At 71.0% G+C, this 12,795-nt stretch carries 9 protein-coding genes; 5 read left to right on the forward strand and 4 right to left on the reverse strand.

The features are described 5' to 3' along the window. Positions 1-444: a hypothetical protein gene (locus tag KME79_RS38725; protein ID WP_148030135.1), complete on the reverse strand. Its 444-nt coding sequence runs from the start codon at positions 442-444 to the stop codon at positions 1-3. Between the two features lie 153 nt (positions 445-597). Between KME79_RS38725 and KME79_RS38730 the strand changes: the two genes are divergently transcribed. Further along, positions 598-3,747, forward strand: a complete 3,150-nt coding sequence (locus KME79_RS38730) for a S41 family peptidase (protein ID WP_219550696.1) — start codon at positions 598-600, stop codon at positions 3,745-3,747. Between the two features lie 46 nt (positions 3,748-3,793). Here the strand turns inward: KME79_RS38730 and KME79_RS38735 are convergent, their stop codons facing one another. From KME79_RS38735 to lexA, 3 genes are all read right to left on the reverse strand, one after another. Further along, positions 3,794-4,906, reverse strand: a complete 1,113-nt coding sequence (locus tag KME79_RS38735) for a MalY/PatB family protein (RefSeq protein WP_308249205.1) — start codon at positions 4,904-4,906, stop codon at positions 3,794-3,796. Between the two features lie 34 nt (positions 4,907-4,940). After that, on the reverse strand, positions 4,941-5,348 hold the full coding sequence (locus KME79_RS38740) for a DoxX family protein (RefSeq protein WP_219550700.1): 408 nt from the start codon (positions 5,346-5,348) through the stop codon (positions 4,941-4,943). Positions 5,349-5,596: 248 nt separating this feature from the next. After that, positions 5,597-6,304 carry a transcriptional repressor LexA gene (gene lexA, locus KME79_RS38745; protein WP_148030138.1) on the reverse strand — a complete coding sequence of 236 codons (708 nt, stop codon included), beginning with the start codon at positions 6,302-6,304 and terminating at the stop codon, positions 5,597-5,599. Positions 6,305-7,276: 972 nt separating this feature from the next. On the opposite strand from lexA, the gene KME79_RS38750 reads away from it, so the two are divergent. From KME79_RS38750 to KME79_RS38765, 4 genes are all read left to right on the forward strand, one after another. Next, positions 7,277-7,909 carry a hypothetical protein gene (locus tag KME79_RS38750; protein WP_219550705.1) on the forward strand — a complete coding sequence of 211 codons (633 nt, stop codon included), beginning with the start codon at positions 7,277-7,279 and terminating at the stop codon, positions 7,907-7,909. 6 nt (positions 7,910-7,915) lie between these two features. Beyond that, positions 7,916-8,086: a hypothetical protein gene (locus KME79_RS38755; RefSeq protein ID WP_219550711.1), complete on the forward strand. Its 171-nt coding sequence runs from the start codon at positions 7,916-7,918 to the stop codon at positions 8,084-8,086. A gap of 328 nt (positions 8,087-8,414) precedes the next feature. Beyond that, positions 8,415-8,870, forward strand: a complete 456-nt coding sequence (nrdR, locus tag KME79_RS38760; protein ID WP_148030140.1) for a transcriptional regulator NrdR — start codon at positions 8,415-8,417, stop codon at positions 8,868-8,870. Then, on the forward strand, positions 8,867-12,733 hold the full coding sequence (locus tag KME79_RS38765) for a vitamin B12-dependent ribonucleotide reductase (protein WP_219550717.1): 3,867 nt from the start codon (positions 8,867-8,869) through the stop codon (positions 12,731-12,733). Before nrdR ends, KME79_RS38765 begins: the two co-directional genes overlap by 4 nt. Positions 12,734-12,795: the final 62 nt, after the last annotated feature.

Genomic DNA, 12,795 nt, shown 5'->3' on the forward strand with positions numbered 1-12,795 from the left:
CTACTTTCCGGCGTACGGGGACGCCATCCGGTCGCCCAGCTCCTCCAGCACCAGCCCGAGTCCGATGCCGAGCATCCAGACGTCCTTGGCCAGACCGATGCCCTCGGGCGTGGGCTTGAGGCTGCCTTCCTGACGCATGCCGGGAGTCTTGAGATAGAGGCCGAGCAGCCCTCCGGCGAAGGCGGTCAATGCCGCCCCGGCCAGCAGCGAAGGCACCATCGGCAGCAGCAGCGCGGCGCCGAGCGCGATCTCGCTCTTGGCCAGCAGCCTGGTGAACTCCTGCGGCTCGTGCTTCTCCAGGAAGGGGTAGACGCCGACGGCCATCCCATGGGTGCCGGCGGCGGTCCCCTCGTCGGCGCCGGCCTTGCTCAGGCCGGAGTTCAGGATGAACGCCCCCGCCGCCACGCGGGGCGGGATCTGGTGAGGACGGGCGAAGATACGCATGCATGCCTCCCGACTATGCGTCGCAACACCCCCTTCCCGTGATTTTTCACGACATCCGGGAGTCTGTCCGGTTTTGACCGTGTCTTCATTCCTCGCAGCCCTCGGCGCGAAATCGTGTCATCCCCTCGGCGGAGCGCGCACTAGTGTCTACCTGTGACAACTGGCGCATACCTGAGATTCCCCCACCTGTGCGGTGACCTGGTCACCTTCGTCGCCGACGACGACGTCTGGCTCGCCCCGATCGCCGGCGGGCGCGCATGGCGGTTCACCGCCGACCGCACCCCCGTGTCGAACCCCCGTCTCTCACCCGATGGCGCCCGCATCGCCTGGACCAGCACCCGCGAGGGCGCGCCCGAGGCGTTCGCCGCCGAGCTCGACGGGCCGGAAGGCGAGCGGCTCACCCACTGGGGGAGCCCGTCGACCCAGGTGCGCGGATGGAGCGCCGACGGGCAGGTGCACGTCGTCAGCGCCGCCGGGCAGGGCGGCCGCACCAGGACGTGGGCCCACGCCGTCCCGCTCGACGGCGGCCCGGCCACCCGCCTGCCGTACGGGTGGGTGAGCGAAGTCGCCGTCAGCCGCGACCGGGTGGTGACCGTCTCGCCCATGTGGCGCGAGCCGTCCCAGTGGAAGCGCTACCGCGGCGGCACCGCCGGCAAGATCTGGATCGACGCCGAAGGCTCCGGAGAGTTCACCCGCCTGTTCGCCGACAACCCCGCCCAGCACTGGGCCGCCATGTGGATCGGCGACAGGATCGCCTTCCTCGCCGACACCGACGGCATCGGCAACCTCTACTCGACCCTGCCCGACGGCTCCGACCCGCGCAGGCACACCGGCCACGAGGAGTTCTACGCCCGCCACGCCACCACCGACGGCGAGCGGATCGTCTACAGCCACGCCGGTGACCTGTGGCTGCTGGAGAGCCTCGACGCCGAACCGTACCGGCTCGACATCAAGCTCGGCGGGCCGCGCCCGGCCCGCGCCAGGCGGCCCGCGCCCGCCCGCGCCGGCGGGTTCTCCCCGGACGCGACCGGCCGCGCCAGCGCGGTCGAGATCCGCGGCACCGCCCACTGGGTGACCCACCGCGACGGCCCCGCCGGCACGCTCCGCGCCGAGCCGGGCGTCCGGGTACGGCTGCCGCGCGTGCTCGACTCGGACGGCCGCGCCCTCTGGGTGTCCGACGCCACCGGCGAGGACGGCCTGGAGATCGGCACCCCCGGCGGTGAGATCCGCACCCTCGCCGCCGGCGAGCTCGGCCGCGTGCTCGACCTGGCCGCCTCGCCCGACGGCAAGCACGCCGCCGTCGCCACCCACGACGGCCGGCTCCTGGTCGTCGACGTCGAGACCGGCGCGCACCGCGAGCTCGACCGCACCGGCCACGGCGACATCAGCGGGCTCACGTTCTCTCCCGACTCCGCCTGGCTGGCCTGGGTGCACCCGCACCAGGAGCCGCTGTCGCAGATCAAGATGGGCCGCGTCGACGGCACCTCCACCATCGAGGTGACGCCGCTGCGCTTCGCCGACTACGACCCGGTCTTCACCCGCGACGGCAAGCACCTGGCGTTCCTGTCGGTGCGCACGTTCGACCCGGTGTACGACGCGCACGTGTTCGACCTGTCGTTCCCCGTCGGCTGCCGCCCGTACCTGGTGCCGCTGCGCGCCACCACCCCCTCCCCGTTCGACCCCAGCCTGCAGGGACGGGGCTTCAACGGCGAGGACGACCACCCGCAGGCGGAGGAGAAGAAGAAGGACGACGCGCCGCCGCGCACCGAGGTCGACCCCGAAGGGCTCGCCTCCCGCGTGGTGCCGGTCCCGGTGCCCGCCGGCCGTTACGTCAACCTGCGCACCGCCAAGGACGCGCTGCTGTGGCTGCGGCACCCGCTCGCCGGCCGGCTCGGCGACGGCACCGAACCCGCCGGCGAGATCACGCTGGAACGCTACGACCTGAAGAAGCGCGCCAAGAGCGAGCTGGGCAAGGAGTTCCGCGCCTTCGAGGTGAGCGGCGACGGCACCCGGCTGGTGCTCAACGGCAAGAACGGCCTGCAGACCCGCTCCGCGAGCGAGGGCGACGAGGTCGTCACCATCGAGCTCGACCGGGTCGCCGTCCAGCTCGACCCCGTCGCCGAATGGCGGCAGGGCTACCGCGAGGCCGGCCGGCTCATGCGCGACCACTTCTGGCGCGCCGACATGAACGGCGTCGACTGGCAGGGCGTCCTCGACCGCTACGCGCCCCTCGCCGAGCGCATCGGTGCCTACTCGGAGCTGATCGACCTGCTCTGGGAAGTGCAGGGCGAGCTCGGCACCTCCCACGCGTACGCCATCGGCAACGGCCCCACGGTCGACCCGCGCCGCCGCCAGGGCCTGCTCGGCGCCGACCTGGCCCGCGACGAGGACGGCACCTGGCGGGTCGAGCGCGTCATCGCGGGCGAGTCGTCCGACCACGACGCGCGCTCGCCGCTGCTCGCGCCCGGCGTCGCGGTCCGCCAGGGCGACGCCCTCGTCGCCGTCAACGGCCGTCCCGTCGATCCGGTACGCGGGCCGCTCCCGCTCCTGGCGGGCACCGCGAACCAGCCGATCCAGCTGACCGTCCGCCCGGCCGCCGGCGGCGAGACCCGCAAGGTCGTGGTCACCCCGATCGCCGACGAGACCCGGCTGCGCTACCACGACTGGGTCGAGGGCCGGCGCGCGTTCGTCCGCGAGGCGTCCGGCGGGCGGCTCGGCTACCTGCACGTGCCCGACATGGTGGCGTCCGGGTGGGCGCAGTTCCACCGCGACCTGCGTACCGAGATGGCGTACGAGGGACTCGTCGTGGACGTGCGCGAGAACGGCGGCGGGCACGTGTCCGAGCTCATCCTGGAGAAGCTGTCGCGCAAGGTCACCGGCTGGATCCGGGTCCGCGGCCACCAGCCGACGCGCTATCCCGAGGACTCCCCGCGCGGGCCCGTCGTCACGGTGACCGACGAGTTCGCCGGCTCCGACGGCGACATCGTCAGCGCCGGCATCAAGAACCGCGGCATCGGCCCCCTCGTCGGCGTCCGCACCTGGGGCGGCGTGATCGGCATCGACTCGCGCTACTCGCTGGTCGACGGCACCGTCGTCACCCAGCCGCGCTACTCGTTCTGGCTGGAAGGGCACGGCTGGGGGGTGGAGAACCACGGCGTCGACCCGGACATCGAGGTCGTCATGACACCCCAGGACCGCGCGGCCGGCCGCGACCCCCAGCTGGAGAAGGCCGTGGAGCTGGCACTCTCCGCCCTGGAGGAGTGCCCAGCCGCCACCCCGCCCGACCTCCCGCCCCTGCCGTAACGACCCCGGGGGACGGCTCCTCGTCCGGAGAGCCGTCCCCGCCCGATCAGGGCGTCACGGTGGCGATCCTCCGCAGGATCTCGGCGAGAACGGGCTCGGAGGTGGCGAAGTTCAGCCGGACGAACGTCTCGCCGCCCGGCCCGAACACGGCGCCGTCGCTGAGGAGGACCTTCGCCTCCCGCTCCAGCTGCTCCGCCACCCCGGGACGGCCGTAGTCGAGCCATGCCAGGTAGGTGGCCTCCGGCACGCGGTACGTGACGCCCGCGGGCAGGTGTTCGGCGATGGCGCGCCGGTTCCGGTCGAGCAGCGCGACCGTGTCCGCCAGCCAGGCGTCACCGTGCCGCCAGGCGGCGACGGTCGCCTCCACGCCGAACACGTTCGCCGAGCCGAAGAGGAACGGCGGCTGGGCGTCCAGCGCCCCGCGCAGCCCGGGGGAGCCGAGGTGCGCCACCGAGCAGCGGATCCCGCCCAGGTTGAACGCCTTGGTGGCCGAGGTCAGGGTGACCGTCCGGTCAGGCAGGATCGTGCCGAACGGGATGTGCCGGTTCGGCTCGTACACCAGGTCCGCGTGGATCTCGTCGGAGATGACCAGCAGATCGTGCCGTTCGGCCAGCTCGGCGAGCTCCTCCAGCTCGGCCCGGGTGAAGACGCGGCCGGTCGGGTTCTGCGGGTTGACCAGCAGCAGCACCTTGCACCCGGACAGGTCGGGGATCTCGGCGCGCCACGAGTCGCCGTCCGGCACGAGCCGGATGGGCCGCAGCGGCCGGTCCATGGTCTCCAGCGTGCCGAGGAACGGGTGATAGGCGGGGGTGTGCAGCGCCACCCCGTCTCCCGGAGCCGTCCACACGTGCAGCAGCACCTGCAGGGCCTGGTTGATGTCGGAGTAGGAGCGGACCAGGCCCGGATCGGGCTCCCACCCGTATCGGGCGGCCATCCGCTCCGCGAACGCCTCGGCGAGCGGCCCGCCCTGGGGGCTGTCGAGCCACGAGGGATAGCCGAGGTCGCCTTCCGCCCGGCGGCGCAGCGCCTCGACCACCTCGGGAGCGGACGGCAGGTCCATGTCGGCCACCCACGCGGGGATGACCCCCGGGTCAGCCTTCGCCCACTTCAGCCCGTCGTTGCGTGCTTTGAACGCTTCACCCACGAATGTGTCGCTCACCCAGACATTCTAGGAATGTCGGCCTTCGTACGGATCAGCCGCCGGCCAGCGACCGCCACAGCCGGTCCGTACGATCACGCCGCCCCCACGCGATCACCCCGCTCACCACGAGCAGGACCAGCGGCAGCGCCACAGGCCCGCCGCTCACGAACGCCTCGGTCAGCACGGCACCGGCCATCAGCCCGGCGCCCGCCAGCGCGGCCGTTCCGGCCAGCGGGGGCGCCAGCAGGCACACCGCCACCGCGACCTCCAGCACCGCGACCAGGTAGCGGAACCAGTCGCCCCACCCGATCGCCTCGAACGTGGACACCGACGGCTCCGCTCCGGTGAACTTGCCCATCGCCGCCATCAGCAGCATGCCGGCCATGACCACCTGGAGCACCCACAGGCCGGCCCCGGCCAGCCGACGCCCGGCACTCGGCCTCGTCTCGATCTTCTCCATGCCGCCGAGGTTATGGACTGCGATCAACCGCCGGAATACGGCTGGTTACCGGACAAGGGTGGAGGTAGGTGCACTTGCCCGGAGAAGCGCCGTGTGCGACGGAACCATGGAACCCAGGCAGCCGGAGAGGCGCCCGCCGGACAGGACGCACGTGGAGAGGAGGACGGCGGCCATCGGCGGGCTGGTGCGCGAGAGCCGGTGAGGAGCGCGGTGCGGCACGGCCGCACCGCGTCTCACGCGGCGAGGGGTCAGAGGCGGCGCAGGACCGCCACGACCTTGCCCAGGACGCTGGCCTCGTCGCCGGGGATGGGCTCGTAGTTGTCGTTGTGCGGCACCAGCCAGACGTGGCCGTCCTTGCGCTTGAAGGTCTTGACCGTGGCCTCGCCCTCGATCATCGCGGCCACGATGTCGCCGCTCTCGGCGACCGGCTGCTGGCGGACCACGACCCAGTCGCCGTCGGCGATCGCGGCGTCGATCATCGAGTCACCGGTGACCTGCAGGAGGAAGAGCGTGCCCTCGCCGACCAGCTGCTTGGGAAGCGCGAAGACGTCCTCGACGCTCTCCTCGGCCAGAATCGGGCCACCGGCGGCGATGCGGCCGACCAGCGGGACGTAGGCGGCGGTGGGCCTGTTGACGGGGGCGTCGTCGGTGGCGGTGTCGGGGTCGACCCACAGCACCGGCTCACCCGGCAGCCGCACCTCCAGCGCGCGCGGGCGGTGGGGGTCTCGCCGCAGATAGCCCTTGCGCTGCAAAGCCGTCAACTGGTGCGACACGCTGGACGTGCTGGTCAACTGGACGGCCTCGCCGATCTCGCGCATGGACGGCGGATAGCCGCGCTGCTGCACCGAGTCGCGGATCACCTCGAGGATCTTGCGTTGCCTGGGGGTCAGCCCCAGTGAGTCACGCCTTCGCACCGCGAGGTCACTGACCCCATTGGCGTCATCCCGCTCGCTCATGCCTCTCCTCCTCGCCCGGCAACCCGCCCCGCGGGCGAGGCTCCCGGTCCGTGGTCCTGATGTCGCACACAGCGACCGTATCTCTGTTGAAGATCATCTTCAAACAGTTGTTCGAGTCTTCCTCGAAAATGTCGGCAGTGTGGTGTAGAACATCGTACGGGAGTTCGATCGACACCGTGTTCGATTTGCCGATCTTTCTACGGCCGTTTCCGGGGGCCACGACGGCGGGAGGTCCATCATGCGAACGACCAGACGGAGCCACCGCGCAGCGGGCTCACCCACGGGCCGCATCCACGGGATGCTCTGATGGCGGATCCGACCGGCGACCACGGCAAGCGCCTCACCCTCATCGTCGACGCCACCCAGGAGGGGAGCCCTCAAGAGCGCCGCCCTCGCCCCGAAGCGCCCAGGCGGAAGAACGACGGCGGAGCGGGCCCTCGATCGCGATGGGCCGCCGACGGCAAGCGCCCCCACCTGTACCTCGTCCCCCCAGCCCGCCCCGACTCGGACACCGGCCCTGGCAGGTGGGGGAGAAGCGACGGCGGGCCCGTCCGAGGGGGAGAGCACGCCCCCGGAAACGGTCAGGTCGTCAACGGCGGGTCCGTCCGAGAGCGAGCGCCCGGAGCCGGTCAGGTCGTCAACGGCGGGCGCCAGGCGGCGGGCGAGCGGCGGGTCGTGGAGCGGCGCCGGAGGCAGGGTGCGCCGGAAAGGCGCCTGACGGACGACGGCCCTCTGCGGCGTTCCGGCCTCACCGGCGAAGACGGGCTCGGCGACGGTCGCGCTGAGAGGTCGCCGGTGTCCCCGGCCCGAGTGCGGGGGCTCCGGCGGGACGGGGCGTCGATGGTACCCAAGGGGAGTGCGCGCGCAGCGCAGGGGGAGCGGGCCCCGGCGGACCTGCAATCGAGGCGCCGGACGCGTAAGGGGGACGGCGCGAACGCAGCGGACGCGGTGCGGGCGCGTCGCCGCGTCGTCGTGCCCGGGACTCCAGCGCAGCTCGGCCGGCCGAGGGTGGGCTGGTTCCCGAGGTTCGCGCGGATCGACAGGGCCGGTCGCGTTACGCAGATTGACAGGGCTGGTCGCGCCACACAGGCCGACAGGGCTGGTCGCGCCACGCAGGTCGGCAGGACCGGCGGCACCACGCAGGCCGACGGGGTGGGCCGCTCCGCGGGGGCCGGCAGGGTGGGCCGCTCCGCGGGGGCCGACAGTGGACGGCGTGCGCGGGCGGGGAAGAGGCTGCGGGGTGGCGCGGCCGAGACCGCGCCGGTGCGGTTGACGCGGCGGGGCCGCGCGGCGCTGGTGCTGGTCATGGCGCTGCTGTCGCTGGGCGGGTTCTGGCTCGGCACCAGGACGGCCGGCCACGCAGGGGTCGAGCGCTCGCCGGGCGCCGTCGGCCTGTCGTGGGCGCAGGTGCGTGAAGGTGACGACCTGTGGGGCGTCGCCGGCCCGCCGTGGGTACAGGTGCGTGAAGGCGCCAGCCCGAGAAGCGCCGTCGGCCTGTCGTGGGCGCAGGTGCGTGAAGGTGACAACCTGTGGAGCGTCGCCGGCTTACCGTGGGCGCAGGTGCGTGAAGGCCACAGCCTGAGGAGCGTTGCCGGCCTGTCGTAGGCACAGGTGCGTGAAGTCGACAACCTGGGCGGCGCCGGCGTCCACCCCGGCGAGGACCTAGGCGCCGTCGCGGACGAGGCCAAGCGGTTCGACGGGCTGACGAGTCCGCCCAGACGGACGGGCACCCGCCTCCACGGCCCCGATGGCGTCGGCACCCCTTTACACCAGGGACAATAGGTGACCGTGCGATGCCCGCGAGCCTCCTGTGAACAAACATCACGTACGTGACGCGTACCAACAAAAGTGACACGTCCCGGACGACACGCCGAGGCGGGGCGGGGACGCGGGGGCTGATCAGCGACTTCGGCCGGGCGGGCCCGGCCAACTTGCGTTCATGGTCGCGCGCTTCTACGGTTGGACCACAACATCTAGTAGTTACACCGATGTAGTTCACCACACCTTGTGTTTCGGCGACCGCACCAGACAGAAGCTCCGGTGCGTGCGCGAGCGTCCCCAGAGGCGGATGCCGTGCCTGTGGTGACCCCTGAAACGAGGAGGCGTAAGCGTGCATTGTCCGTTCTGCCGCCACCCCGACACCAGGGTCATCGACAGCCGCTCCACAGAGGACGGCGCGGCGATCAGGCGCAGGCGCACCTGCCCCGAATGCGGGCGGCGATTCACCACCCAGGAGACCGTGCTCCTCATGGTCAGCAAGCGCAGCGGAGTCACCGAGCCGTTCTCGCGTGACAAGGTCGTCGCGGGCGTGCGGCGAGCCTGCCAGGGCAGACCGGTCAGCGAGGACTCACTGGCGCAGCTGGGGCAGAGGGTGGAGGAGGCCATCAGGGCCAAGGGCGCGGCCGAGATCGCCTCCAACGAAGTGGGGCTGGCGATCCTCGGGCCGCTGCGCGAGCTCGACGAGGTGGCCTACCTGCGGTTCGCATCGGTTTACCGCGGTTTCGAGAGCCTGGCGGACTTCGAGGCCGAGATCAAACAGTTGAAGGCGGAGAAGGGGGAGTCATGACGGAGACGTCCAGCGGATCAGTGGCGCGCGGAGGCAAGCGTCCCCGCAAGGGTCTGAAGATGAAGCGGATCTTCACCACGCCCGGCGTGCACCCGTACGACGAGATCGCGTGGGAGCGCCGCGACGTCGTCATGACCAACTGGCGCGACGGCTCGGTCAACTTCGAGCAGCGGGGCGTCGAGTTCCCCGACTTCTGGTCGATCAACGCGACCAACATCGTGACCACCAAATACTTCCGCGGCGCGGTCCGCACACCCCAGCGCGAGCACAGCCTGAAGCAGCTCGTCGACCGGGTCGTCGGCGTCTACACGCGGACCGGCCTGGACCACGGCTACTTCGCGAGTGACGAGGACGCCGAGATCTTCGACCACGAGCTGAAGTACGCCCTGGTCCACCAGATCTTCGCCTTCAACTCCCCGGTCTGGTTCAACGTCGGCACCCAGTCGCCCCAGCAGGTGAGCGCCTGCCAGCCGTACGACGCGCTGGTGAGCACGCCCGACGGGCTCGTCCCGATCGGCAAGCTCGTCCAGGACAACGCGATCGGCGCCAAGGTCTACGACGCCCACGGCCTCACCCGCGTCATCGCCACCAAGGCCAACGGCGTGAAGAACGTGCTGCGCCTGCACACCAAGGCGGGCTACACGCTTGACGTCACCGGCGACCACCTGGTGTGGAAGGCCACCGGCGACGGCACCGGCCACTTCGTGGAGGCCGCCACGCTCAATCCCGGAGACCAGCTCGAGTGGCACCGGCGCGAAGCGTTCGGCGAAGGCGAGATCGACTTCACCGAGGTGGCGGAGGCCGCCCTCGCCGGCTGGCTGCAGTCCGGCGGCTTCGTCGGACAGTACGAAGGCACCAACAAGTCCCTCACCATCGAGGCGATGACCGTCAACGACGCCGAGCTCGCCTGGGTGACCCGAGCCCTCGACGTCGTGTTCCCCGGCGTGCACCGCAAGGAGCACACGGTGGAGACGCAGGACACCTCGCTCGACTGCCGGCGCACCCGCCTCTACGGCAAGTCGCTGGAAGGCTTCGTGGACAAGTGGGACCTGCGTCGGCGCGGCGTCGACATGTCCGTCCCCGCCGGCCTCTTCACCGCTCCGCTGCCGGTGGTGGCCGCCTATCTCCGCAGCGTCTTCCAGGCCGAGGGCTTCGTCTCCGCGAGGGAGAGCTCCACCGTCGTCGAGGTCGACATGATCTCCGAGGAGCTGATCCGCGGCATGCAGCGCCTGCTGCTGCGCTTCGGCATCTACGCCCGCGTCGGCTTCAAGAAGGACGCCCGCGACGACCGCAAGGGCTGCTGGACGCTGCGCATCCAGTCCGCCGGCGACCGGCGCACCTTCGCCGACGAGATCGGCTTCGTCGACGAGACCAAGTCCGGCAAGCTCGAGACGAGCTTCGACAAGCCGGGACACCCGTCGAAGGCGACCAAGCGGCTGGAGATCGACCGGGTCGAGGACCTCGGACCGATGGAGGTCTACGACATTCAGACCGAGAGCGGCGAATACCTCTCGGGCAACCTCCGGGTGCACAACTGCTTCATCCTCGCCGTGGACGACACGATGGAGTCGATCCTGGAGTGGTACAAGGAAGAGGGTGTGATCTTCAAGGGCGGCTCCGGGTCGGGCGTCAACCTGTCCCGCATCCGCTCGTCCAAGGAGCTGCTCTCCAGCGGCGGCACCGCCAGCGGTCCCGTGTCGTTCATGCGCGGCGCCGACGCCAGCGCCGGCACGATCAAGTCCGGTGGCGCGACCCGCAGGGCCGCCAAGATGGTCGTGCTCGACGTCGACCACCCCGACATCGAGGAGTTCATCGAGACCAAGGCGCGCGAGGAGGACAAGGTCCGCGCGCTGCGTGACGCCGGGTTCGACATGGACCTCGGCGGCAAGGACATCGTCTCGGTGCAGTACCAGAACGCCAACAACTCGGTGCGGGTCTCCGACGAGTTCATGCGCGCGGTGGAGAAGGGCGAGAAGTTCGGGCTGCGCGCCCGGCTCACCGGCGAGGTCATCGAGACCGTCGACGCCCGCGACCTGTTCCGCAAGATGGCGAAGGCCGCGTGGGAGTGCGCGGACCCCGGCGTGCAGTACGACGACACGATCAACGACTGGCACACCACCCCGGAGACCGGGCGGATCACGGCCAGCAACCCCTGCTCCGAGTACGTGCACCTGGACAACTCGTCCTGCAACCTGGCCAGCATCAACCTGCTGAAGTTCCTCAAGGACGACGGCTCGTTCGACGTGCCCGGCTTCGTCAAGCTGACCGAGCTGATCATCACGGCGATGGACGTCTCGATCACGTTCGCCGACTTCCCGACGGAGAAGATCGGTGAGACGACGCGCGCCTACCGGCAGCTCGGCATCGGCTACGCCAACCTGGGCGCCCTGCTGATGGCGACGGGTCACGCCTACGACTCCGACGGCGGCCGGGCGGTGGCCGGGGCGATCACGTCGCTGATGACCGGCGTGTCCTACCGCCGCAGCGCGGAGCTGGCCGGCGTGGTCGGCCCGTACGACGGCTACGCGCGCAACGCCGAGCCGCACAAGCGGGTGATGCGCAAGCACGCGGCGGCCAACGACAACCTGCGCGCGATCGGCGCGATGGATTCCAAGATCCACGCCGAGGCGTCGCGGCAGTGGGCCGAGTGCCTCAAGCTGGGCGAGCGGAACGGCTACCGCAACGCCCAGGCCAGCCTGCTCGCGCCCACGGGCACCATCGGCCTGATGATGGACTGCGACACGACCGGCATCGAGCCCGACCTGGCGCTGGTCAAGTTCAAGAAGCTCGTCGGCGGCGGGTCGATGCAGATCGTCAACCAGACGGTGCCCCGGGCGCTGGTGAAACTCGGCTACCAGCAGGAGCAGATCGAGGCGATCGTCGAGTACATCGCCGAGCACGGCCACGTGGTCGACGCCCCCGGCCTGCGGCAGGAGCACTACGAGGTGTTCGACTGCGCGATGGGCGAGCGGGCGATCGCGCCGATGGGTCACGTGCGGATGATGGCGGCGACGCAGCCCTTCCTGTCGGGCGCGATCTCCAAGACGGTCAACCTGCCCGAGTCGGCCACGATCGACGACATCGAGCAGGTCTACCGTGAGGGCTGGGAGCTCGGCCTGAAGGCGCTGGCGGTCTACCGCGACAACTGCAAGGTGGGCCAGCCGCTGTCGGCAGGCGGCAGCAAGAAGGAGGAGCCGAAGGCCGCCGAGCCGGAGGTCAAGGTCGTGGAGGTGGCGCGGCCGACCAGGCGGCGCATGCCCAACCAGCGGCCGAGCACCACGACGCGGTTCACGGTCGGCGGCGCCAAGGGCTACATGACCGCCTCCTCCTACCCCGATGACGGGCTGGGCGAGGTCTTCCTGAAGATGTCCAAGCAGGGCTCGACGCTGGCGGGCGTCATGGACGCCTTCTCGGTGGCGATCTCGATCGGGCTCCAGTACGGGGTGCCGCTGGAGACGTACATGAGCAAGTTCGTCAACATGCGCTTCGAGCCGGCGGGCATGACGGACGACCCGGATGTCCGGATGGCGACGTCGGTGATGGACTACATCTTCCGGCGGCTGGCGCTCGACCACCTGCCCTACGAGGAGCGGGCGGCGCTCGGCATCTTCTCGGCGGCCGAGCGGGCGGCGCAGCAGCGCGGCGAGGACCCGGCGGCGCTGCAGGAGACGGTGGAGTCGCTGGCCCAGTCGGCGCCGATCGAGGAGAAGCCGAAGCAGGAGCCCAGTAAGGAGCTGACGCTGGAGAGCCACCAGCGCTTCACCGCCGACGCGCCGCTCTGCATGACGTGCGGCACCAAGATGCGCCCGGCGGGCAGCTGCTACGTCTGCGAGGGCTGCGGCTCGACCAGCGGCTGCAGCTGAGCGAGGGGTAGATCGTCCGCGAACGAGGTGCCGGTGCCGATCCGGCACCTCGTTCAGATCGG

Source organism: Nonomuraea harbinensis, from assembly GCF_019396385.1.
Classification (GTDB): domain Bacteria; phylum Actinomycetota; class Actinomycetes; order Streptosporangiales; family Streptosporangiaceae; genus Nonomuraea; species Nonomuraea ferruginea.